The organism is Paenibacillus sp. NPDC057967 (assembly GCF_042887015.1).
Classification (GTDB): Bacteria; Bacillota; Bacilli; order Paenibacillales; family Paenibacillaceae; genus Pristimantibacillus.
The window spans coordinates 169,328-193,074 of record NZ_JBHVQB010000008.1 but is presented as its reverse complement, the minus strand read 5'-3'; the positions used below and the strand labels follow the sequence as shown (position 1 = coordinate 193,074).

The following is a 23,747-nucleotide window of genomic DNA, read 5'->3' as shown; positions in this document are numbered from 1 at the left end:
TCTGACATTCCCTTGTTACGATCATCTCCATGATGTCGTCAGGGGGTTTTTTCATATGTTAAAAAAGAATCGCTCATTCGCCAAAATGTTCGCCGCATACGGTCTCGCAGCATTCGGGGACTACTTCGACTTTATGGCAGTCTCCATTCTGCTCGGTTTCATCTGGAAGGCGGATGCCATGACGCTGGCGCTCGTCCCGCTCTCCTTCGCCGTGCCGAGCATTCTGTTCAGCCAGTTGGCCGGCATTCTGGCGGACCGTTGGAACAAGCGGAATCTCATGATTGCTACCGACCTGATTCGCGCCATGTTCACGATCTTGCTCATCTTCGCGCCGAATGCCTGGGTGCTGCTTGGGCTCATTACGATCCGTTCCACTGCCCGCGTCTTTCATTATCCCGCTCAGCAAGCGATGACAAGAAATGTGGTGGCGCCCGATCAGCTGCTGCAAGCCACCTCTCTGAATGGCGCCGTCTTCCAGCTGTCGAAGGTGCTTGGCCCGCTGCTTGGCGCATCTGTCGCCGCGGCCCTATCCCCTTCGGCGTGTATGGCCGTCAATGCCGTCTGCTACATCCTGTCGGCGCTGCTGCTTCTGCGCATTCCTGTGAGGGAAGGACGAACCGCCTCCGCTGATTCCTCATCCGGGACCACCCTCTCGCTGCGTGCCGCTTGGCGAGATGGCTGGCATCTCTTGCTAAGCAGCCGCACGCTGCAAGTCAGTCTCCTCTTCTGCCTCATTGGGCTAGCGGGCATTCAGATGATTGACGCCCAGATCACCGTCCTGCTGCGAGACATTGCGCCTGACCAGCCTCAGCTGGTGGGCTGGCTAGTGACCGCGATTGGACTGGGCGGCCTCACCAGCGTAGCCTGGCTGCGCCGATTCCAGCAGCTCTCCGCCTATGGGTGGCTGCTGGGCGGAGGGGTCTTGCTGATCGGCGTCATGTTTGCAGCAGCGGGGCTGTTCCAGCCGGAATCGCCTATATGGCTCCTTCTGTGTGCTTCCTTCGTCGGCGGAATCGGAACGGGATTCACGTCGACCGGCATGAACTATATCTTGCAGAAGGAGACGCCGCCTGATGCCATAGGCAGGGTTAGCGGCATATTCGATTCCTTGAGCAGCGTGATCTTCGTGATCGCTCCGCTCTCCGGCGGCATTCTGATCGGACTATGGGGCGCCTCCACCACTTTCTTGTATGTAGGTCTGTCTGTCGGAGGGATTGGTCTGATCGGCCTTGTCATCCAGCGACTGTTATGGAGTACCGACCGGCCTGCGAAGAAGACAACGTCTATGTCAGCCTAAGGATAGAGAAAGGCAAAAATGGATAAGAAAAGGACAAGATGGATCAAGTGAGGATCGCGCATAGGAAGGCGCTTTCGTGATACGATAGGGATGCATCCCAAACCTAATTTTGTTTGCACATGACAACAACCGATACATCCACTTAAGGAGAGATCATCATGACATTGAAAGTTGGCGCTATTGGCACCGGCGGCATATTCAAAGCTGTACATTTACCGGGCTGGCTTACTCATAAAGAAGTTGAAATCGTGGCGTTCTGCGACCCGTTCCGCGCTTCGGCAGAAGCACTGGCCCTTGAATATCCCGGGACGAAAGTGTATGAGGATTACAAGGAGCTGCTTGCAGACCCCTCCATCGATATCGTAGACATCAGCACACCGAACCTGCTGCATTCGGAGATTGCGATTGCGGCCTTGCAGCAAGGCAAGCATGTCTTCTGCGAGAAGCCTGATGCGATTAATCCGATTGAAGCGCAGAAGATGGCCGACGCCGCACGCGCTTCCGGCAAGCTGCTGATGGTCATGCGCAACAATCGATTCACCGAGTCGGCGAAGTTCGCCAAGCGCATCATCGAGCAAGGCCAGATGGGCGAGCTCTACATGGGCCGCTGCGGCTGGATTCGCCGCCGGGGCATTCCGGGACGCGGCGGCTGGTTCACAACGAAGGAGCTGTCGGGAGGCGGCCCGTTAATCGATCTCGGCGTGCATATGATCGACATGGCGATGTGGCTGAGCGGCAATCCGAAGCCGGTGACGGTATCGGGGTCCACCTATCGCAAGTTCGCAGATCGTCCCGATGCCTCGGGCAAGATTCCGGCAGGCACCTTCGACGTAGAAGACTTGGCGGCCGGCTTCATCCGGTTCGATAACGGCGCTTCGCTGCAGATCGAATTCAGCTGGGCTTCCAATATCGAAGAGGAGAAGAAATTCCTCGAGTGGCGCGGCACGGAAGGCGGCTTCAGCCTCGTGAATGACAAGCTTAGCCTCTTCACGGAGAACGAGGGCACGCTGATCAATCAACAGCCGCACTTCAAGGCAGACGAAGTCCCGCAGCATACGGCGAACATTCACCACTTCATCGCATGCGTGCTGGGCCGCGAGAAGCCGATTATTACACCGGAGCATGGCGTGGATATGATCAAAATTTTAAGCGCCATCTATGAGTCCGCGGAGCGCGGCCGGGAGATTGTGCTGTAGCACTTAAGATTTATAACGATAAAGCACATCCGATGGCGTGCATGACGCCTCGGATGTGCTTTTTGGCTGTTATTCCAGATTAGCATGCCTGCCGTACATGGCCGCTGAGTCATACCCCTTCTGATCCATAAGCCGAAGGATGATGGAATCGAAAAAGACGAGCAGGGTCTGTTCGAATAAGGAGCCCATCGGCTGCCGAGTGGAACCATCATCGCTCGATTGATCCTTGGGCGAACCGGGAAGTTTAATAACGATGTCCGCCAGCTGGCCAATCGACGATTCCGGAAATATTGTGACAGCCGCGACGGAAGCTTGTAAGCTTCTAGCTTTCTTCGCCATCGATAGGAGACTTCTCGTCTCTCCGGAGCCAGAGCCGACAATGAACAAGTCATGCTCGGTAACATTCGGGGTAATCGACTCGCCCACCACATACGCTTCAATGCCCAGATGCATAAGCCGCATGGCAAAGGCTTTGATCATCAAGCCCGATCTGCCTGCCCCTGCCAGAAAGACTTTGCGCGACTGCACAATCCGCTCTGCCAGCACCCCCGCTTGCTCATCATCCAATTGGTTAACCGCTCGTTGAAGCTCCTCAAGGATAGCAGCCGCATGCCGATTGTTCTTCATCGGCCTCAGGCTCCTTGCTGGATCAATTTGCGCATCTCTGCCGCAACTGCTTGCATGTCTTCATGAGCGGTAATGCCGCCCCCTACAATGACAAGATCCGGGCTAGCTTCGATGACCTCAGGCAGCGTGTCCAACTTAATGCCTCCGGCGATCGCTGTTTTGGCCTGCTTCACCACACGTTTGATCGTTAGCAGATCGTTGAATGAATTTTGTCCCACTGCCTGAAGATCATACCCTGTATGCACGCAGATGTAATCAACGCCAAGCGCATCAACTTCCTGGGCACGCTGCTCCAGGTTTTTCACCGCAATCATATCAACCAGAATCTGCTTGCCTTGTCTCCGCGCTTCTTCTACGGCACCTTTGATCGTCATGTCCTCCGAAGCTCCTAATACGGTAACAATATCAGCCCCAGCTTCAGATGCTTTCATCACCTCATAACCTGCTGCGTCCATCACCTTCAAGTCCGCCAGCACTTCCAGGTGCGGAAAAGCTTCTTTGATTTCTTTCACCGCGCGAAGCCCTTCGTTAATGACAACCGGTGTGCCGATTTCCACGATATCTATATAAGCTTCCACTTCTTTCACCACTTGCTTGGCTTGTGGAATGTCGACCAGATCAAGCGCTAACTGCAATTTCATTAGAGTGTCACTCCTTATCCTATTGTTTTTCTTGGTTACGGGACCATTGTACGACGATCCTTCCAAAAGAAAAAGTACGCACTATTCAGTAACGTAGTACCCATTTCGAAACCATGCTCCACAAAAAAAGGACCCGCAACAAGTGGTTGCAGGTCCTATACATCCATGGTTTATTCTACGGAATCAGCTTCTGTCCGCTCTTGATGTCTCTCTCCCCAATCCGCCATGACATGAAGTACGGACTCCATCGTCTTGCCGTACTCCGTCAAGGAATACTCCACCTTGGGAGGCACTTGCACGAACACTTCCCGATGGATAATACCGTCCTCCTCCAGCTCGCGAAGCTGCTGAGTCAGCATTTTTTGCGTGATGTCCGGCATACCCCGCTTCAGCTCGCCAAAGCGTTTTACGCCGTCCATTAAGTGGCATAATATGACCAGCTTCCACTTGCCTCCGATTACTTTCAAGGTCAGTTCGACCGATTTTTTAAAGTGCAGATCGCCCATCGTTATGACTCCTTAGTATACTTTGGGATACTAGCTTGCTTACAAGCAGGTACTTGTAATTGAACGCAATATCATTAATAATAAAGGCCGTAATGACCTTGTTGCAAATATGGCTTTAGGTCGTGCCATTCTTACACACCACTGAAAAGGAGCCATTCATTATGACCTTACGCAACCAATACGCCATTATTACAGGAGCCGGAAAAGGCATCGGCAAATCAACAGCTATTGCTTTGGCCAAAGAAGGCGTTCATCTAGGACTGCTCGCACGCAGCCAGACTGACCTGGAGGCTTTGCAGCAAGAGCTGACCAGCAACTACGGCATCAAAGTCAGCATCGCCACAGCGGATATCGCCAAGCGGGCAGAAGCTGAGCGCGCTGTAGCCAGTCTGATCGAGGAGCTGGGCACAGTCGATATACTGATCAATAACGCCGGCACAGGTCAATTCGGTACAGTAGCCGATATGGACCCCGATCTATGGGAGAGCATTATTCAGACCAATCTGATGGGCACGTATTATATCACTCGCGCGGCGCTGCCGACCATGATCAATCAAAATCGCGGAAGCATTATTAATATTGCTTCTAGTGCAGGTGAACGCGGCTTTGCCACAGGCTCCGCCTATTGTGCCTCGAAGTTCGCAGTGATCGGCTTCACAGAATCGCTTTTGCAAGAGGTTCGCAAGTCCAATATTCGCGTAACCGCGCTTAATCCGTCTACCGTCAATACGGAGCTGGCTGTGAAAACAGGACTTCCGATTGGCGACGAGGATCGCATGATGCAGCCGGAGGACGTAGCCGAGCTGATCCTGGCGGCCTTGAAGCTGCCGCAACGCGTATTCATGAAAATAGCCGGCATCTGGACCACGAACCCTCAATAAAGCAGTAGATAGGAAAAGCTGCATCCGTAGAGGTACGGATACAGCTTTTTTTGTTTGCCCAATCTACTCAGATCTAACCTTTTCTCATCAGAAGTGGCTTAACAGAGCCTTCGCCTCTTCATTGTCCGGCTCTACCTCAAGCAGTTTGCGGGTATAATCCAGTCCCTCTTCATCCAGCTCCAGCTCGAAGCAGCAGATGGCCAGACAATAGTAGACGGTCGGCACAATCGTATCGGTATCGGCGAGAACGGATGTTTCCAGGAATCGGCGCGACTCCTCATACATCTCCATCTCGAACAAAATGAGGCCTGCATCAAGCGCCAGATCGTAGCGCTGCGCCATCACATAAAACGACGACCACATCAGCTGAATGCCTCTCCAAATATCCTGCTTCTCTTCGTCATTCGCTTCAGGCAGCAAGCTGGAGATTCGCTTTGCGCTTTGGATGAAAAACTCCGCGTCGTACCCGCCCAGCCGCCAGAAGCCGAGTATTTGCTGCATCCCCATGCTTTCGATATGACGGTCTACCCATTCCTTCAAGCTGAAAAAGTCGTCCGGGCCAAATCGCTCCACAAACCGTCGGTACGCCAATCTCGTATTAGCATAGCTCTGCGGTGTATCCAGATGAAGCAAACAGCCTACGTTAATATTCTTATAATGATGCGGCGGGAACAACGCCTCGGCTCCCTGCTGCTCATAGAAATGCTGAAACGCATGGTAGTTGGCTGTTAGTGAGAAGCTTCCGTGAAAAATCAATTCCGGCGGCTCAGAGAACTTCCAGTTATCGAGCAAATGGTCGCCTTTGTCCGCGGTAATCAGCAGGAACCCTGCTTGTGACAGCTTATGCAATCGATCCAGGCAGGCTAGTCCCGCGACCGGGAATAGAATATGCGAATCCTCCAGTTGCTCTTGATAGACGGCAATGACATCCCGGTAAGGATACGACTCCTGCTCATATTCCGGTGCGCGCCGATGCTCATATTGCAAGGAGAGCTTATTCAGCACTTCGGATGGTCGATGTGTCTCTATCCCTTCCGGATAGTCCATTAGGATATCCGTTTCGTAAATTTGTCCGTCGCCTATATAAAGCAGCTCTTGCTGAATGCCATCAAAAAAGTAATTGGCGACGAGAAGTAACGGCTGCTTTAAATCGCCCTCACGAATGGTCTCGCCTGTAACAACCAGATGGAGTTCGGTATCTAGGAATGCATCGAAACGCGCAAAATCAAGCAGTCCCTCTGCGATAAAGGATTGCAGAGCAGGATGCTCTCTCCATGCCAGCACGTTGCTCATCGCCAGATCGGTCATGACATAACGGAACGGCGGGAGCGCAATCCCTGCATACTCCCTCAGTCGACACAGCTCTTGCAATAAGTGGAACGCGAAACGGCCCGCTCCTGCTCCCAGCTCGACAATCTGGACGAGCTCCGTGCCTTCCCCTTTGCTCGCGCGGTCTTGAAGGAATCCGAAGATCATCTCCGCATAAGCCGCTGCAATCATGGGATTGCTCGTAATATATTGAGGCACCTGATCATTCTTCCAGGCGTTCAAGCCCTCTTCCTCATAATAATCCCGCTGCAATTGCCATATAGGCGCTTCACTGTAACGGTAACGCTGTTGTCTAGAATTCGTCATGTCTTCTTAGCCTGCTCTCTGCTCATTATTCATAGGTCATTCGAAAATCCCTTTCTGCCATCATACCCTTTTTTTCAAGTAATCACTAATGCTAATCCGATTGTAATAAAGAACGTTACGCTTGCTCGATGAATGACAAACTTGACCTTAGGTCAGACCTAAGGTATAACGTATTGTTGTAAGAAACCTCTGCTTAGGAGTGATGACCGATGAAAAATGAATTAACGATAAGCGAGTTAGCCAAGCTTATGGGGGTGTCCGTACACCAAATTCGATATTTCGAAGAAAAGGGCGTGCTTCATCCGGCGTACATCGACGACAACCAGTACAGAATGTATGGCATGGACCAAATCTATCAATTGGCCCATATTCTGTTGCTGCGCAAGCTAGGGGTTTGTGTGTCAGCCATCAAGGAATGCGTCGCTTCCTATAGCGCCGAGCAGTATCGGGAGCTTCTCCAGCAATCCTTGCAAGGCATTCAAGCAGAGCTGCTGCGGCTGACGGAGCTACAGCAATTCATCCAGCATGTCCTGCTGGAGCAAGAGAGCTTCGGTGCGGAGGCCCATCCGTATCAGTTCAGGCGGCGTGACACCGCATGCCTGGTGCAATGGCTGGAACTTGAAATGGAAACGACGCTAAATGCCCGGCATTTGGCTGAGCATGCCCGGAGCGTTCCGGACTTGTTTGAGTCCGATATTCATTGGGTGTATGACGGTACGGGTACCATTACTCTATATATGGAGTCGGACAACAGCTGCGATCTAACGCTGCAGGAGGGTATGTACTTCACAATTCAAGTGCTGGTGAGCGATGACAGGGAGCTTGAGCAACATATAGAGCAATTTTATGCCGCTGCTGCAGCACAATCCATTAACGTAACAGGTCCTTTATTAATTGTTGAAAAATCTTACCTTTCTCTCTTTAGTAACAAACAGCTGTGTTATGAGCTGCAGATGCTCATATAACCAAAGGTTTATATTTTGCAGCTTCTATCATGTCCAACGAGGAATAGGGTTGCATTTCTTTCAATTGTTATGGAACTATATAAAGAGGGAGATGGAACGACGTGGCTTGTTCCATTTTACTAGCGATCTCAAATAGAATTTGTGCACAAGCCCAGGGGGCTGTCCTTGCTTAAATTCCACTTTCTACTTATCCAATTATTCTTCAACCAATTACATAAAATAAGGTCACACAAATTTTGGACCACTTATTCAATTATGTAATAATTCCACTATAAGCAAAGAGTTGACTCATTACTATTTTTTCAATAAAATTAGCATTATAATCATAATATACAATACTCTTTCAGCATTCACTTGCAGGGCATTAGGTATAAGATTGTATGCTCCAACTGCATTTGAGAATTTTCCTCTTATTCTTCAACCCCGAGGGCTACATTTCATGAACAACTTATGATTAAATAACATGATTGAATATGCGGACTCCTGTTTCCCTCTATTTGAAAGCGTATTTATATTTAGTAACAGCATTTAATGAAGATTATCCACCTAACGAATAGTGAAGAGGCTGTCAAGGAGCCACTCTCATTGGACTGTCGAGAAAAACGAAGCTTAAGAAGGCAAAGAAAAGAAAAACGGAGGTGACTCTATGCATCTATTGGCATATCTGACCGATATGCTGCTGGCTGGCATGTTCTTCCTGGCCGCATTCTCCAAGCTGGGATCTTCATTTGCCGATTTCCGCCTATCTATTACATCCTATCGCGTATTGCCCAGATCGTTCTTAACGCCAGCGGCAGGAATTGTGTTAGCGGCTGAGCTTGGTTTGGTTGTGCTTTATGGATTTGGCCTTTTGCCTATATGGAGGGATTTACTCGCAGTGCTGCTTTTTGCGGGATTCACCATTATGCTGTTCCGAAAACGGCGCCTTCAAGAGAGCGAGGATACCAGCTGTTCTTGCTTCGGAAAGATCGAAGTCCTGAATAAGTATCCCGTCATGCGTAACGTAGTTCTCATGCTGTTAGCAGGCGGACGCTTGGCTTTGCCCGATCGCGCCACGGCTGACCTGGATGCGGCTGTGCTTGCTTTGACAGGATTAACAGTCATCATCAGCGGAACGATGCTGCTGGAGTTATATTCGAGCCTAAGACGGAGTAAGGAGATTCGAATAGACCTATGACCTATTACGCAGCAATTCTACTATGTATCGTCATGGCCATAGTAGCCGCTTTATTATGGCATCAGAAGAAACGCGTAAGACATTCGGAAGTGGATTTGTTGCACCGATTGCTGGCTAATCATAATATTCCGGTGCTCGCCAAGGCTACTATTATACGTATCGACTATGCCCATTCTTCCTTTAAAACCATTGAAGAGTGGCTATCTCTCCATCCTACTGAGCGTGATCAATCGCTAATTATTCTACTGCACGCGCCTGAGTGGCTGTGCAACATCAAGCGCAAAACCTGGGGGGCCCGTGCGACAGTCCTAGATGCGACCCAATGCCATCCGGCATGGGACATGCTTGTACGCTCAGGCTACACGGTCGCAGAATGGAGTGATAACCGAATTCGCCGCTTCACAGACCAACAGCTGTATTTGAATCACTTCACACCCCATCCCTCACCATCCAAGCAGGAAGTAATCGAGACATGACAACCTGACATTTAGTCTCGTTGCCGAGAAAGTTGAGTTTGATCCCGCAATCAAAAATCTTTCCATTATTCAAGTATAGAACAAATTATGGCTGAAGAACGAGGAGCGCCAATCGGTCATCCTGTCCATGTATCACCCCAGTGGGCAGATGCTCCTTCACAACCGAATTGACCAAATTGTCAGCGTCCGGCCTTCAGACATGTCGCCTGGCATGGATATGCAGCGGGAGATTCGAGTAGTTGTGACGCAGCCCGGGATCTATCCCCTCATTCTTCGCGATGCGGAACAAAACATCATTGCTGAATACCCTCTCTATATTTCAAAAGAAGAATCCTAAAGCTTCACATGCTTCATTCGCGCTGGATAAGGAACGGCTTGATTCACCTCAATGGGAGCCAAGCCGTTCTTATTTGCGTGTGAATCTTCAAAAGATATTGCTATTCCATCCAAATATAGGTTATTATAAATGAACACTGTTAACTAAATAGGATGGTGGTTATGCCAAACGTACGTAATGATGAACCTGCTGAGCCGCGTAAAGTTGTCCGGCGACGTCGCGGTGAGCAAAAAGAGCAGCTTCGGCGCCTTATTCTCCAAACAGCAAGCGAAATGTTCCTGGAGCTGGGTTACCATGACTTCTCAATGCGCAAGCTGGCGGCGCGGGTCGGCTACTCTGTGGCTACCCTGTACTTATACTTTCGCGACAAGGATGACCTGTTGTTCACGGTTGTCGATGACGCCTTCACCCTCTTCCGCAATCAGTTGACCGAAGCTGCCGGTCGAAGCACCGATCCTTGGGAAAGGCTGAGCCAGCTAGGCGAGGCTTATGTCCGGTTCGGACTAAATAACCCCGCGTATTATCGGCTCATGTTTATGTGGAGAATTGACTATCTGATCGAGTCGCGCGCGGGAGAAGACGGTCCGCGTATAGAGGCTTTTCAAGTGCTGGTCGATTCCGTGCAAGAGGCCATGAATCAGGGCGAGATGCAGCAAGAGGAATCAGCAGCCTATAGCGACGTCCTATGGGCTATGCTTCACGGCATTGTATCCTTAGCGATTCAGATGCCCATGTTCGATGAGGAACGCACGATAAAGCTGGTGACGCAAGCGAAAAACATGATCTACAAGGCCTTTCACGCATAGGCCTTTTTTCAAACCAATAGATGAACACTGTTCATTAATGAACGATCGGAGAGGAGCACATGATGGCAACACTTTACACTGTATTTCTCGTGATTCATATTGTCGCCGGAACGGTATGTTTGCTGGCAGGAGGAATCGCCATTGGAGTCCGTAAGCGAAGAGGCGTCCACACGCTAGTCGGAGAAGCATACCATGCCTTTTACTTCGTTGTGTTCATCACCTCGGTGGCGATGGCAATCATGAAGTGGTCTACCCTCCAGTACCTTTTCTATATCGCCTTATTCTCTTACGGGCAAGCACTTTATGGGTATCTTGCCCGCAAGCGGCGGTGGGACGGCTGGCTGCGCAAGCATATTATTGGCATGCTTGGATCCTATATCGGGATTATTACTGCCGTTCTCGTCGTAAATGGTGAAGATATCGCCAGCCTCACGGGTATGCCAGCCATTATGCTATGGTTCATTCCGACTGTGATTGGCACGCCGCTCATTATTCGAACGGTCAATCGATTCGTCCGAGCTTGAACGGTCCGTACAAAATGGCCCGCCATGGAATGGCGGGCCGCATATCTAACAGCTCTTCTGAAGCAGCTCTACAAGCTGCGAGTATTCCTTATATCGTTTCTCCCACACACTCTCCCGCGACTCGATCATCTTCTCCTCCAGCAGAGCCTCAATGACATCCAGACATACATGCCAGCCTGCCAGATCCTTCGGCGTATGGTCGGTTAAGACGTGAATCTTCTCGACCAGCACCAGCCGGCATCCCTCCGCTTCCGGGTAAAGCTCGAACCGGACCTGATCCTCGCCCCACGTATATGCGAGCACGGACTGATCCTTCAGTTCCAGTATAGCCATCTCCTCGAACGTGCCATCCTGCATATCGAACTTTATAACCCCGCCTTCCCGCAGATCGTCCACATGCAGCTCGGAGAACCATTTCTTCAATTGCTCGTTGTCGGTAAGCATCGCCCAGACCTTCGCCACAGGGTGGTTCAACTGTCGCTCAAACCGCGCCTTATATTCCCCTTGGACTTGCCTTAATACGGCTAACATCTATATCCTCCTCTCTGCATGTCCCACTACCTCACTGTACCTTAATATAGCCTAGTCATATTATTTTCATTTACATGCATAGCTCCCCGCCCTCCGTCTCCATCTTCATCTTATCGAGAATCACCAGTCAATTCCGGTGTGATGCAGGGCATGGAAGCCTGGCCTCAGCCATATGGTAATAAAGATATAACTTATAACATGGGAGGTAAGAGCATGGACAATCCTAACGATAATTCCCGGACGCCGTCCGCCCAGCCATCGCAGCATGCGGCAGGAGATGAACAACGCCAGGTTCGCGTCACCGGTCATTGGGCAAGCGATGCGCCCGCTGAACGGCATTCGCAGACGATAGGCGATCGCGGCCCGGTACTGGAGCAGGACAACATCCTCCATGAGACACTGGAGACCTTTGTCCATGAGAAAATCATCGAAAGACCGGTGCATGTAAAGGGCTACGGCGCCTTCGGCTACTTCGAGACCGTTCATTCCATGACTCCGTATACACAGCTCAGCTTTCTGCAAAACCCTGGCCAGCAGGTTCCCGTCACTGTGCGGTTCTCCCTGGCTGTCAGCAACCGGGGTACACCGGACACATCTCGCAACGTGCGCGGCTTTGCCACCAAATTTTATACTCACGAAGGCGTATTCGATCTGATCTGCAACCATATTCCCGTCTTCTCTGTGCGGGATGCAATCCGCTTCCCGGAATCCATTAAGGCATTCCTGCCATCTCCGGTAAATAATCTGCTCGATCCAGAGAGGTTCTGGAGCTTCGTCGCCAGAGCGCCGGAATCTACGCATTTCCTTCTCTATCTTTATTCCGATGCAGGGACGGTGAAGAGCCTTCGCCACATTCCGGGCCACGGCGTCAATACCTATGTGTGGAAGAATGCGCAGGGCGCACGCGTGTACGTCAAGTATCACTGGATTCCGACCGCAGGCATTCAGTACATAGACCGACATGAGTCGGCCAAGTTAAGTGCGGCTAACCCGGATTACGCAGGCCAGGATCTGTACGATACCTTGGCGGCGGGCAAAACAGTAGAATACGGGCTGTATGTGCAGCTCATGAATCCGCAGGATGAAGCTGTACTTCCCTTTGACCCGCTGGATGATACAAAGGTATGGGACGAGAGGCTATACCCCATGAGGCCGGTAGGGCGGCTCGTGCTGAACCGCAACCCTCGCAACTATATGGAACAAGTGGAGAAGCTCGCCTTCTCGCCTTCCAATCTGCTCGAAGGCGCTGAGCTGTCCGATGACAAGATGCTCCAAGGGCGCGCCAACATCTACTGGGATTCGCAGCGGCGGCGGCTCGGGCCCGACTTCCGCAAAATTCCCGTCAATCATCAGGAAAACTGGACACCCGCTAACCTCGTGACCAGCGGCGATGGACGTCATGTCGAGGGCCGCCTCCAACGCTCAGATATCCCGAAGCCAGACGACTTCACACAAGCCGGCCAATTCTACCAAGCCCTTCCTCCTGTGGAGCAAGAGCATCTGGTTGATAATCTGGCCGCTGATCTCGCCGGCATTTCCCAAGAGACACGAAGCGTCGTGCTAGGCTATCTGTCCCAGGCTTCGCCTGAGCTGGGAGAACGGGTAGCCCGGCAGATTCAAGCCTCGTCTCAGAATGGCTCCAGCTAGAGCATACGAGCGAGCATAGTCTCGCAGCATTGACTCGGCCATTCCCCGTTGAACCGAATAGAACTGCACCCGTAGGATTGGCTAGTTGCCAGCCTATAGGTGCAGTTCCTTGCTGTTTGGAGGCCGTGCAATAAGCGCTCCCCCGCTATTCCGATCGAGATGCATACGCCGCAATCAGCCTGCGGATATGCTTGTTCCTCTCTTCGATATACTGAGTCATATACGCGTTGCCATTCCTGCGGTCGAACGCCTCCGCCAGTCGCGCAATCTCTTGATTCACCCAGTCCATTGTCACGCGATCCGCCTCGGCTAGCTTCTTCCTCCGCCTCTTCTTATGCCACTCGGCGAGGAACATTCGCACGGACAGAAAATAGTGAAACCGGTCCCAGCCTACTTTGCTATCCAGACCATAACGAATAGTCTCGTTGTATATTTTCACAGCCTTAGGCAAGTCGGTCACGGTGAAGAACTCCAAGAAAATGCTATGCTCCTCCAGAAACTGCGGTCCTTTAATGAGCCGGAGCGCTTTCTTCGAGATAGCCATCGCCTGATCATATTCCTTAAGCTTCAGCAGCGGAACAATGGTATGGCTGTATGTATTCTGAGGAACAGCGTGACAGGTCATCTTCCCCTCCAGAATCGGCTTCAGGGTTCCCATGCCCTTCTTGTAATGGTTCATCTTGAACTGGTATACGCCAAACAGATTCTGTTCGCAGGCTTTGCAATCAGCGAGGGAATCGCGCGGCGCGGAACGCCATAGCTTATAAAATTCTGTGGCTTCCGCAAGCATGCCCTGTGACAATAAGAAATTGACCTTCTGCTGATAGTAAGGACGAAGATTAAAGCCGTGCTGAATACACTTTTGCTTGAAATCCTCATAAATCCGTTCCACCTGATCCAGACTGAACTCCGGCATTCGCCATACCTCATTCAAGACCCACTTGTAATACCAGAGCAAGGTATGCACCGAATATTCGCCCGGCGTCTGCTCGAACTTCGCCAAGCACCAGGAGAAAGCAACTAATATCTTCTCCCGCGAGCCTGCTTCAAGCGCGGCCGACATATAGTTAATCCGTGCGTCATAGGCATCCTCTTCCGTCATATAACGGTCTGCCATGACGATCATTTCCTCGAAGGTCGCCGCCTTCTGCTTCTGGTCCGTTATGCTCCAGCTTCCGCGTCTTAATTCATGGAATCGATTGCTCATAGGCGTACCTCGGCCGCTCCGCCGAGTCCTCTATTCATGAACTTCAGCAGAGCCTCATTCAGCATCCGCAGCTCTTCCGCTCCCATGACATGGTTGCCAAGCAGAAGCGCCTGCGTATAGAACAGCTCTATACTGGCCTTCTGCAGCTCCAGATCACGGGATTCAATCGCTTTGCGGACCATCGGATTGTTGTAGTTGTAGCAGAGACGAGCATACGGCTGTTCATACAGCCCATCCTTGATGACACGAACGACCTCCGCGAAGAGCGGGTTCGCTTCCTGCTTGCTTGCCTCCGCCAGCTTAAAGAAGTTCGCTTCCTGATCAGTGTTGTACAGCACCGGAATGTCCGCCGGCTCGAACCAGCGCATTAACGTGCGGCATTGGAACGGCTCAAGCAGCCGATCGGAATAGTCCAGAAAAGGCTGGACAGCCACCTTATCCTCATAGCCCAGCTCCTCGAACCGATTGGCGAATTCCAGAATGCTTAAGATATCGACCGTTACATCTTCCTCTACTGTCGTCACATTCCGTACAAGGTCCAGATCATGGACGTAGCCGCCATTCACGACCATCAACTCCTGCGCCTTGGCTACACGCGCAACCTGCCGGAATTCATCCAGAGTAGCCGCAACAAGAATGATGCGGTGATCGCGGAGAATGTCCGCCATCTTCCGATCCCCATAGGAGGTCTCAAAGCTTAAGTGACGGATGAACAAGGCATACAGCTCATCATCCTCGACGGCCATCGTCTTAATCGAAGCATAGTGTACGCGAATGATACGCTGGAACAACTCCGGATCGCGCTCGGACAGCCCGATCAAGTACCGCTTGATACACTCACCCAGTTCGTCACGGACGGCAAAGAACAAGTCATTCTCCTGAAAGGCTTCCCGTGATGCCGTAGGGCGCAAGCTATCGGTATTCAATATGCCGTTGACGAAAAAAGCCCATGCCGGCAGGATGTTGTTCATCTTATCGGATAGCAGCATGTTTTTCAGATAGACCCGGTGTCTCTTCTCGTCCTGTAAGCTAACCGCATAGGGAAGAATATGCGCGATGCCAGACACGCCTCCAATGACCGAAGATAACGGGATAATATCCATGGGCTTGGAATACGTCTCTCGCTCCACATACGCAAGAGCCTCCTCCTTTTCCATGCACCACGGCGGTATAGGCTCGTTGATGGTACGCTCGTATTTATCCTCAATCAGCTTGATTGGAATCGGCAAATATTGCCCGTACTTCTCCAGCAGCTCGCTGACTTGATAATACTCAAAGTATTCCTCATAATCTGGCTTCGCCTTCAAGTAGACGGTCGTCCCTATCGGTACCTGCCGCTGAAGCTTCTTAATGGTGTAAGTGCCATCCGGCTTGCCGCGCCATTCTAGCGCGTCCCCTTCCAATGCGGAACGGGTAATCATCACGATCTCCTCGCTCACGACAAAACAAGCCAGCAGGCCTACCCCAAACTGACCGATAAAGTCGTCCGCCGTATCCTGCTGCTCCCGCTTCGTCGAGCTGCCGATTCGAGCCAAAAACTGCTCAATCTCTGACTCCGTCAACCCGCAGCCATTATCCGAAAAGGCGAGCGTATGGGAAGAGAATACTTCAACCTTCACCGTCTCGTCGAAGGTATGTCCAAGCCTTCTTCTTGAGGTCACCGCATCGACGCCGTTCTGCAGCAACTCTCGTACAAATACGCCGGGATCGGAGTAGAGGTGATTAGATAATAGATCAATAACGCCTTGTAAATTCACTTGAAAGTTCATATTTTTCATGAGTCTACCTCATCATACTAGAATGGAATATGTTGCAAATTTAATTATATCAAAGTAAGGATAAAGTGAATATGTTAGCTGCCTCGTGAACCTGAGCCCAGTCTATCTTGTCTATTCTATAGAAGGTGATCGACGTTGGACTACAGTTACTTGAAATATGAGGGCAACCAGTTCATTATCTATTCGAATATGCCCAGGGAAGCAAATATCTCTAATTTGTATATCGACATGTTGGGATGGAAGGATTATGGCGGGAGCAAGGCAATAGGCACGGCGAAGAGCGGTAATCTCGACAAACACATTTTTGCTTTCGGGATTACGCTAAACGGTGTCACCACTTAAGGCTCCCTTACAAAACCAAAGCCCCTGCTGCTTCACTGCAGCAGGGGCTTCTTTCGATTAGGCGAGATATTCCGCCATAATCTCCTCCAGATCAAACGGCGTAACCCCTTTATCCATCGAAAATACCGAGTCAGCCTCATTCGCATCTTCAGCCAGTACGCCTCTTGCCATCGCATGGAGCGTAAACAAATCATACAGGTTGGGCTTCCGCAGGGTAGTCATTGCTTGGCCCATAATGACGATACCGTTCTGGTTCCCTTCCACATTATTATGATAACCAGGATGTCTCTTCAGAGATAAATCTGTCCATACCACTGTACGTGTCACTAGATCCAAAATGACGGGAATCGCAATCTGCGTATTAGCCGTCACATCAATCTTGTTCTCCACTGTCGAAGGCTCGAAAATCTCACCCGAGCCAGGCTTCTTGCGCATCATCCAGCCCATGAAGCATTCCGGCAAGTCACAGTACGGCTGATCCGTATAAGACTGAAGGGTTGCGATAACATAACGGCCGCCCTGTTCGACGATCGAGGGAATATGCAGATCAATGAACTCACACGCGCCGTGTGGCGCCGCTACAATATCGCCGCTATGCACTGCACGCATACTGGCGGATCTTAGATTCGTGTACGAGATATGCTCCATATACTTCCAATTCTTATCGTACATCACGGCGGACAAATCGATATCCACACGTCCGGTAGGCTTGCCGTTCACGTCCCCTTCCTTCCACCAGCTGAAGAAACGGATCGTATCTCCCTCCGGCATCGCCAGACGGCTGCCCCGGACGATGGTGCGCAGCGCCTTGCTTGCCGATCGCTGAGAGAACGGAACTAGACAATTCGCCAATCGGCGATCAATATAGGACTTCCCGAGCGGCGGAAGCGACGAGAATCGCTCGATCAGGGTCCGGTCAGAGATGTGTACAATCTCTTCACACAGCGCACGGTCTATCACAGGCAGCTGATATGGAATGACAACCGCCTTGGCGACATTGCCTTTGGGGAAAAATGTCCGCAGCTCTGCCCGCTCATGACGAAGGGCAAAGTGCGCCTTCACTTGCAGCAAGACAGGCGTAGCTACTTGGTCTGCGATCTCGCCGAAAGCCGCCACCACGTATTCTTGATCATCGACGCCTATACGCAGCAGGTGATCCAGCCGTCTGGCGAACTCGCCGGGACGCTGCATCAAGAGATTCATCGAGGTCCATACATCTCGATACTGCAAGGCCAGCTCAACGCTTCCGCGGAAGGTCGTAAACGGCTTATTATTGCGCAATATATCGAATGCCTCTTGGCAGCGCGTATAACGATGCTTATATTCCGCAGGATGCAGAATTTCGCCAAGCCTGATCCAACGCTGCTTGTATTTCAACATGTCCTCCGTTATAGAATGGCATTGTTCCAGCAGCCCCAGCAATAGCCTTCTCTCGGAACGCTTGAACTTGCGGAAGCGTGCAGGCTCCGCAAGACTGACATCGCCTTCCGACCAAGCGACAGCCAGACGAAGGACATCCGTTGCGTTCTTCACATAACGCCCGATTAACGCGGTATCCGCTTTGTCATGCTTAAGCAAAGCGCCTGCGACGAATGCCACATTCTCCTTATAAGGAATCTGCTCGGGCAATATCTCGCTCAGTACCCGATGATCGGCATATTCAATTACCGAATCGATATCTGCTTTATCTGTCTCAGAGATGGATGCATTTGCCTGAATTAGTCTGAATAACATGACGCAGAACTCCGCGTCGCTGCCTAGTTCAATGGTTTTCAATTTCGTTTTCTCCGGGAAAGGAGGTCTTTCAGACATCATATATTCGGGAACATTTAGTGTGTAATAGTGATAGATTGCATTCAAATACAACTCTGTATCGTGAGCCTCCATCACTTGGTTCGGAAAGTCAGGATACATCGGTCTGTACGTAACATGAGCGCCTGTCATCACGCTTAGATCCGCGACAAGTTGAACATACAACTCTTCAAACTGCTTAATGGACAAGGATCGCACAGCTTGCATCAATGGGGCCGAGAACGTATAGCCGAGCTGTTCGATATTGTTCAGCGCTGTCGCCAAGTAAGTATGGGGCAGCAGGTTGCGAGGATTCTCTCCCCGATTCACAATTAACTTGTTTGCTCTTCGCAAATAAATGGTATTCATATTCATATGGACTCCCAGGAAAGCTATATCCCTAATCATTGGTAGTTGGTTTAGAAGGAAGGAATATAATAGCCTGGTTGCCTCCTCTCATGAGAACTCCTTCAGGAAAGCTGCGCCCCTAGTTCACCTTTAATTGAATAATAGAAGGAAGGATCCACGGTAGCCTGAAGGCCAAAACCAGCAGCCGGGCTGCTCGCCTTGATGTTTCCATCTTCACATAACCGCCACGCTCCGAACAGGGCGAAAGTATTACAAAGCGTTAAACTCATCCTTCATATTCGAATTGTGGGGGCTGTTTAGCGCTGGCATGAAGGGAAGAAATATGAAAACCATTACCCTTTTGGATGATTGCCCTTATAATAAAAGGAAGCCGATCCCATTTGCTCATTCCTAATGAACAGAGAGGTGAAGACGATGACAATCTTTTTCACAGCATTAGCCGTTATGTCCTTGATTACAGCTACAATAACCATTGTGCTTGTCGTTAAGCTAGTGCGTTCCAACAGCCAACGCTACAAACAGAAGAAAATGATTCTTGCGGAAGGCACAACAGCCCAAGCCGTCATTAAGTCCATTCAGCAAACCAACGCACAGGTCGACAATCAGCCGGAGGTACTGCTCCATCTGGAAGTGACCAAGCCAGATGGCGAGGTAGTCCATACCGAAGTAAAGGCCGTTATTCCAATTATATCAATCCCTTCGTTTCAGAAGGGCAGCGTCATTGAAGTCAAGTTTATGATGATCGGCCAGGAGCGGCGCTATGAAGTTGTTGGAGCCTACCTGCCATCATAATGCACAGACCCGCAGAGAGCACAGGATGTGCCTACTGCGGGTCTTTATCTTAAAGAGCTGAATCGCTATTTGTCGTTATCCTCGAACAGGTATCCGATGATGCCATCCGGCAGCCAATAACGTCTGACAATAAGCACCACCGCAAGTACAATGACGCCCACAATTATATTTTTCGCCAGCTTTTTTTTGTCCAATCCGCGCCCCCCTCTCCGCTCATGATTCCATTCCGCCTTTACTTGTCAAAGCTCTTACTGCGATAAATGATCAGGGTGAGCACAATCGCCGCCGCAGCCCAGATTGCCAGGTTCAGCAGACTGCCCTTCACTCCCTCGAAGCCCCCGCCATGCGCATGCTCGGATAGCCCAATCATGAATTGATAGGATGGAAGCAGCTCCACGATTTTTACAATGACGGCAGAGTCAATGCCAGTCCCGAACATAGGCCCGAATATAAAGATAAGCAGTACAGGGAGCCCTACAATGGATGTCTCCGATGCGGTACGCGAGATAAGCCCAATAATTGTACCGAATGCCATAAAAATAATAAGCATAATAAGCACAAACAGAATAAGAAATCCGATATGGAGATCAGGTATGCCCGTAATTTGGGTACATATGACGATAACCACGGCAGTAAAGACTGCGGTCATGGCGCTTTTGCCGAGCAATACTTCCATAGGCGATGCAGGGGACAGCATGAGCGCCCGCAGCGTGTTCTTTTCCTTTTCTTCCGAAATCATTAAGGCCTGTGCGAAAGCGCCGACCGTCACAATGGCAACCATTAGAGGCAGTGTGAAGATGTCCATGCCTTCTCCTGCCGTCTGGGGCCTTCCTTTTGCCAAAATAGCCATTAATATGGGGATACCCGCCATTAACAGAATCTGCGGATTTTTCATGGAGTCCTTCCATTCTTTGTTGATAATGGCCAACAGCCGATGCAGCGATAAGATCATTCCAGGCCCCTCCCCGTAATCTTGACAAATATATCTCCGAGCGTTGGCTCGTTCGAATGAATCGCAAGCAGTTCTCCTCTTGCCATCAGCTCACTGATTCGCCTCGCTCCTGCTTCATCCTGCGATACGATTTCCTTGCCTCCGGGCGTTGTAATAGTAATGGACCGGTCGCCATGCTGCAGCCGCAATTCCAGCGGAGTATCCAGTGCAGATATTTCTCCATTGTTCAGGAACGCTACCCGGTCGCAGAGCGTCTCCGCCTCTTGCATATTGTGCGTCGTCAGAAAGATCGTGGTACCTTCGCGGTTAAGCCGTCTAAGGGTAGCATGAATCTGCCCCATATTGACGGGATCGAGCGCTGAGGTCGGTTCGTCCAGGAAAAGAATCTCCGGCCTATGCAGAATCGCTCTGGCTAGCGTAATCCGCTGCTTCATCCCTTTGGACAGCTTCTGTATCGGCGTCGACTGGTCAGCTGCCATATTAACTGACGCCAGCACCGGCCCTATCTCTTTATACGGGACGCCGTACAAGCCGCAGAACAGCTTGAGGTTCTCATAGACAGTAAGACGGTCATACATACTGCTGTTGTCCGTCAACACGCCGATCCGGCTCAGGAAACCAGCCCTTCGGTTACGGAATGGATCTGCTCCGAACACGCTCACCCGTCCTGATGTATGCTGCAGCTGGGAGGTGAGAATTTTCACCGTTGTTGTTTTTCCCGAGCCGCTTGGACCGAGAAAACCGAATATCTCCCCCCTCCGTACCCGGAAGCTGACATTCTTCAAAGCTTGCTTATTTTTGTACGTTTTCTGAAGCTTCTCCACTTCAATAATGCTTTCCATTGCCGTCACCCACTGTCATGTAGTAGCTTTTTTCAAGCTCACGGCAAGCTTATCGAAAATCTCCCTCACACACAGCAAATCCCCCTTGAATTGCGCAGTCAGGGGGATGAAATCAGCCATATTGAGGTTGAATGAATCAGGTTTGTGAGCCAACAATCGCCTTAAGCTCCTCGAATTTGGCCTTCGACATCGGAATCATCGACTTCTTGCCGTCGCCGATTACCAGGCTGTAGCTGTTGCGTGACCATACAATCAATTCCGCTGCATGCTGGAGATTGACGAGATAGGATCGATGGCAGCGGTAGAACTGATGCGGAGCGAGCCGCGACTCCATCTCCGTCAGCGTCCATGTCACCGCAAATTCTCCCATGCCTGTATGAATATGCGACAGTCCGTCATTGCTCTCCACATAGTAAATATTCGACGGATCGATAAACACGTATTTATCATCCGACTTCACCATTAATTTTGCGAGCTTAGGTATCGCAGTCTCCGTCTCCGGTTGTTCCGCGTATGGCTCCTTTATATCCAGGATGTCTGCATGTAGTGGTGCCGTCTGTTCAGCCGGCTCTGCTTCTTCCTGCGTCGCGAACCGCTGGAAGCCATTTTCCGTTAGGCGGTATACATGCTCGGACAGCGAGATGGCCTGTTCCATCGTCGAGCAGGTCACCAGCACGGTTTTGCCCTGCTCGATGAGACTGGCGATGAGCTTCCGAACGATAATGCAGCTGTCGAGATCCAGATTTTGCTCGGGGTCCTCCCATATGACCAGCTCAGGCTCATGGACAATGCTTCTGGCAAAGCTAAGCCGCCGCTTCTCGGAGATGCTGAGTTTGGTGAGTCGAACCTTGGCTTTGGCCTCCAGTCCGACCGCCCCTAGCAGCTCGTCAACCGGCTTTCCCATCTTATATAGCCGTGCCCAAAATTGCAGGAAATCGCGTACGCTCATGTAACTGTAGACTCCGTCATCCAATAAACAAAGGCCGGCTCGATGCTTCATCTCCGAGCGCTGCAGATGAAGCGACGCACCCCTGTACTGGACGTTGTAGCCGAGATTAGACGGTTCACCTAGAATGGAGCCGATGAACTGGCGTCCATGCTCGTAGTTGCATTGCACAACCGTGCACTGTCCGAGCGTAAGCTCTAGCTCCATTAACGCCGAAGTAACGGTGCTCTCTTCTTTCTGCTGTTGTACTTGCAATACCGTCATACGTTTTGGCGCCTCCTATTGCTTTTATAAAGAGTAAACTTAACTTCCAATCGGCCGGCTTACTGCAGCTCCCCCTCCATGAACCGGATCAGATAGCTCTCCGGCTGAGCGAGAAATTCGGAAAATCCGCATAGGTCCCCGTATTCCTTGTGTTCCAAGTCATAGCAGCCCAGCCCCTTCTTCTTCGGGTTCCATACCAGCTGAAGATGGGAATAGTTGTCGATGTCAGCCGACAAACGAAGCAGCTTCTGCCGGCCGACCTTGAACGGAATCGTATCTGTCAGGGAGAAGAAGTCGATATAGCCGATTTCGTACGAATTGGCCGCTAATTCCAGACGCAGCTGGTCGCCGGTCAAGAAATGCATAACCTCCTCAGACAAATGATAGGACTTCAGCTCGTATGTTTTGTTGGCTGCATCATGAAACGCTGCCGGCTCCAACGATTTCAAATAATCGGCCAGCTCCTTGTTCTTGCTGGCCACAGCAATGGTATAAGGGCGCTCGCCGTCCTTCTCCGCAAGGGTCACATCCGCGCCCCGTTCGATTAGTTCTTTCACCATCGCCTGATTCCCTATACGCACCGCGACAGTCAACGGCGTCGCCCGATAGGGATATACTTGATCGGGTTCATTGTAATTAATATCCACTCCACGATCCAGCAAATAAGTGACGGTCTTCCTGTCATAATCGGAGACCGCCTTGCGCAATAAGGAGCCCCCGTATTGCTTTATATCCAATCCCAGCTCCTTAATAAGCGGGATATTGTGCTTGTTGCCGTAATACGCCTCGCTATACGCATTGGAGCCAACCTTGTTCACCATATCCAGCTTGGCGCCTTGCTCCGCCACATATCGTACAATATTTTCCTTACAGTATCGGACTGCTCGCAAAAAAGCGGAGTTTTGACGATCATTCAGATTAGCACCTTGCTCTACTAGCAGTTTAACGACGTCCAGCTTTTCCGAAAGCAGCGCCATGTCCAGCGGGCTTACCGTTATATGTTTACTGAGCGCAATACCTTCTTCTATATTCCAACCTGCCTCAATAGCTTCTTTCAAAGCCGGAATATCGCCTTTATAAATATGCATCGCGATGTCCGGAAGACTCTCGAACTTTCCGATATCCTTCAGCTTAATCATCGATTTATCCACTCCTGCCTAAGTCTTACAAAAAGTATAGTTGAACTATTCGGCAAAACGCATCCGACCAGGGACTTAG

The 23,747-nt window shown here is 50.8% G+C and carries 24 protein-coding genes; 11 read left to right on the top strand and 13 right to left on the bottom strand.

The window, feature by feature from the left end; genetic code table 11:
• Positions 1-55 precede the first annotated feature (55 nt).
• Both ACFVSO_RS21265 and ACFVSO_RS21260 read left to right on the top strand, forming a co-directional pair.
• Positions 56-1,297 (top strand): MFS transporter, encoded by a 1,242-nt coding sequence (locus ACFVSO_RS21265; RefSeq protein WP_387477271.1) that lies wholly within the window; start codon positions 56-58, stop codon positions 1,295-1,297.
• 158 nt (positions 1,298-1,455) lie between these two features.
• Positions 1,456-2,493, top strand: a complete 1,038-nt coding sequence (locus tag ACFVSO_RS21260; RefSeq protein WP_387477269.1) for a Gfo/Idh/MocA family protein — start codon at positions 1,456-1,458, stop codon at positions 2,491-2,493.
• 69 nt (positions 2,494-2,562) lie between these two features.
• Here the strand turns inward: ACFVSO_RS21260 and hxlB are convergent, their stop codons facing one another.
• From hxlB to ACFVSO_RS21245, 3 genes are all read right to left on the bottom strand, one after another.
• On the bottom strand, positions 2,563-3,120 hold the full coding sequence (gene hxlB / locus ACFVSO_RS21255) for a 6-phospho-3-hexuloisomerase (RefSeq protein ID WP_387477267.1): 558 nt from the start codon (positions 3,118-3,120) through the stop codon (positions 2,563-2,565).
• Positions 3,121-3,125: 5 nt separating this feature from the next.
• The gene (gene hxlA / locus ACFVSO_RS21250) at positions 3,126-3,761 is read right to left on the bottom strand and encodes a 3-hexulose-6-phosphate synthase (protein WP_387477265.1); all 636 of its coding nucleotides are present in this window, start codon (positions 3,759-3,761) and stop codon (positions 3,126-3,128) included.
• A 170-nt stretch (positions 3,762-3,931) separates the two neighbouring features.
• Positions 3,932-4,267 (bottom strand): winged helix-turn-helix transcriptional regulator, encoded by a 336-nt coding sequence (locus ACFVSO_RS21245; RefSeq protein WP_387477263.1) that lies wholly within the window; start codon positions 4,265-4,267, stop codon positions 3,932-3,934.
• Between the two features lie 161 nt (positions 4,268-4,428).
• On the opposite strand from ACFVSO_RS21245, the gene ACFVSO_RS21240 reads away from it, so the two are divergent.
• Positions 4,429-5,148, top strand: a complete 720-nt coding sequence (locus ACFVSO_RS21240; protein ID WP_387477261.1) for a 3-ketoacyl-ACP reductase — start codon at positions 4,429-4,431, stop codon at positions 5,146-5,148.
• Positions 5,149-5,235: 87 nt separating this feature from the next.
• On the opposite strand, the gene ACFVSO_RS21235 is transcribed toward ACFVSO_RS21240, so the two are convergent.
• Positions 5,236-6,783: a tetratricopeptide repeat protein gene (locus tag ACFVSO_RS21235; protein WP_387477259.1), complete on the bottom strand. Its 1,548-nt coding sequence runs from the start codon at positions 6,781-6,783 to the stop codon at positions 5,236-5,238.
• A gap of 209 nt (positions 6,784-6,992) precedes the next feature.
• On the opposite strand from ACFVSO_RS21235, the gene ACFVSO_RS21230 reads away from it, so the two are divergent.
• From ACFVSO_RS21230 to ACFVSO_RS21210, 5 genes are all read left to right on the top strand, one after another.
• Positions 6,993-7,748 (top strand): MerR family transcriptional regulator, encoded by a 756-nt coding sequence (locus ACFVSO_RS21230; RefSeq protein WP_387477257.1) that lies wholly within the window; start codon positions 6,993-6,995, stop codon positions 7,746-7,748.
• Between the two features lie 646 nt (positions 7,749-8,394).
• Positions 8,395-8,925, top strand: a complete 531-nt coding sequence (locus ACFVSO_RS21225) for a MauE/DoxX family redox-associated membrane protein (RefSeq protein WP_387477255.1) — start codon at positions 8,395-8,397, stop codon at positions 8,923-8,925.
• Positions 8,922-9,401, top strand: a complete 480-nt coding sequence (locus tag ACFVSO_RS21220; protein ID WP_387477253.1) for a hypothetical protein — start codon at positions 8,922-8,924, stop codon at positions 9,399-9,401. Before ACFVSO_RS21225 ends, ACFVSO_RS21220 begins: the two co-directional genes overlap by 4 nt.
• Positions 9,402-9,899: 498 nt before the next feature.
• Positions 9,900-10,544 (top strand): TetR/AcrR family transcriptional regulator, encoded by a 645-nt coding sequence (locus tag ACFVSO_RS21215; RefSeq protein WP_387477251.1) that lies wholly within the window; start codon positions 9,900-9,902, stop codon positions 10,542-10,544.
• 59 nt (positions 10,545-10,603) lie between these two features.
• Positions 10,604-11,068 carry a DUF2306 domain-containing protein gene (locus tag ACFVSO_RS21210; protein WP_387477249.1) on the top strand — a complete coding sequence of 155 codons (465 nt, stop codon included), beginning with the start codon at positions 10,604-10,606 and terminating at the stop codon, positions 11,066-11,068.
• 45 nt (positions 11,069-11,113) lie between these two features.
• Here the strand turns inward: ACFVSO_RS21210 and ACFVSO_RS21205 are convergent, their stop codons facing one another.
• Positions 11,114-11,599, bottom strand: coding sequence for an SRPBCC family protein (locus tag ACFVSO_RS21205; RefSeq protein ID WP_387477247.1), 486 nt, complete (start codon positions 11,597-11,599; stop codon positions 11,114-11,116).
• A 213-nt stretch (positions 11,600-11,812) separates the two neighbouring features.
• On the opposite strand from ACFVSO_RS21205, the gene ACFVSO_RS21200 reads away from it, so the two are divergent.
• Complete coding sequence (locus tag ACFVSO_RS21200; protein ID WP_387477245.1) at positions 11,813-13,246, top strand: catalase; 1,434 nt, start codon at positions 11,813-11,815, stop codon at positions 13,244-13,246.
• A gap of 145 nt (positions 13,247-13,391) precedes the next feature.
• Here ACFVSO_RS21200 and ACFVSO_RS21195 read toward each other — a convergent pair whose 3' ends face one another.
• Entirely contained in the window at positions 13,392-14,453 is a 1,062-nt protein-coding gene (locus ACFVSO_RS21195; protein ID WP_387477243.1) for a hypothetical protein, read from the bottom strand.
• On the bottom strand, positions 14,450-16,231 hold the full coding sequence (locus tag ACFVSO_RS21190) for an HSP90 family protein (RefSeq protein WP_387477241.1): 1,782 nt from the start codon (positions 16,229-16,231) through the stop codon (positions 14,450-14,452). Before ACFVSO_RS21190 ends, ACFVSO_RS21195 begins: the two co-directional genes overlap by 4 nt.
• A 135-nt stretch (positions 16,232-16,366) precedes the next feature.
• Here ACFVSO_RS21190 and ACFVSO_RS21185 point away from each other — a divergent pair, with 135 nt between their 5' ends.
• Entirely contained in the window at positions 16,367-16,573 is a 207-nt protein-coding gene (locus ACFVSO_RS21185; RefSeq protein WP_387477239.1) for a hypothetical protein, read from the top strand.
• Positions 16,574-16,630: 57 nt separating this feature from the next.
• Here ACFVSO_RS21185 and ACFVSO_RS21180 read toward each other — a convergent pair whose 3' ends face one another.
• Positions 16,631-18,739: a TerD family protein gene (locus tag ACFVSO_RS21180; RefSeq protein WP_387477237.1), complete on the bottom strand. Its 2,109-nt coding sequence runs from the start codon at positions 18,737-18,739 to the stop codon at positions 16,631-16,633.
• A 408-nt stretch (positions 18,740-19,147) separates the two neighbouring features.
• Here ACFVSO_RS21180 and ACFVSO_RS21175 point away from each other — a divergent pair, with 408 nt between their 5' ends.
• A complete protein-coding gene (locus tag ACFVSO_RS21175; RefSeq protein ID WP_387477235.1) occupies positions 19,148-19,525 on the top strand; it encodes a hypothetical protein in 378 nt (125 codons plus the stop codon).
• Between the two features lie 65 nt (positions 19,526-19,590).
• Here ACFVSO_RS21175 and ACFVSO_RS21170 read toward each other — a convergent pair whose 3' ends face one another.
• From ACFVSO_RS21170 to ACFVSO_RS21150, 5 genes are all read right to left on the bottom strand, one after another.
• A complete protein-coding gene (locus ACFVSO_RS21170) occupies positions 19,591-19,719 on the bottom strand; it encodes a hypothetical protein (protein ID WP_387477233.1) in 129 nt (42 codons plus the stop codon).
• Positions 19,720-19,757: 38 nt separating this feature from the next.
• Positions 19,758-20,477 (bottom strand): ABC transporter permease, encoded by a 720-nt coding sequence (locus ACFVSO_RS21165; protein WP_387477231.1) that lies wholly within the window; start codon positions 20,475-20,477, stop codon positions 19,758-19,760.
• A complete protein-coding gene (locus ACFVSO_RS21160; RefSeq protein ID WP_387477229.1) occupies positions 20,474-21,319 on the bottom strand; it encodes an ABC transporter ATP-binding protein in 846 nt (281 codons plus the stop codon). Before ACFVSO_RS21160 ends, ACFVSO_RS21165 begins: the two co-directional genes overlap by 4 nt.
• A 136-nt stretch (positions 21,320-21,455) precedes the next feature.
• Entirely contained in the window at positions 21,456-22,529 is a 1,074-nt protein-coding gene (locus ACFVSO_RS21155; protein WP_387477227.1) for a LytTR family transcriptional regulator DNA-binding domain-containing protein, read from the bottom strand.
• A gap of 59 nt (positions 22,530-22,588) precedes the next feature.
• Complete coding sequence (locus ACFVSO_RS21150; RefSeq protein ID WP_387477225.1) at positions 22,589-23,668, bottom strand: ankyrin repeat domain-containing protein; 1,080 nt, start codon at positions 23,666-23,668, stop codon at positions 22,589-22,591.
• Positions 23,669-23,747: the final 79 nt, after the last annotated feature.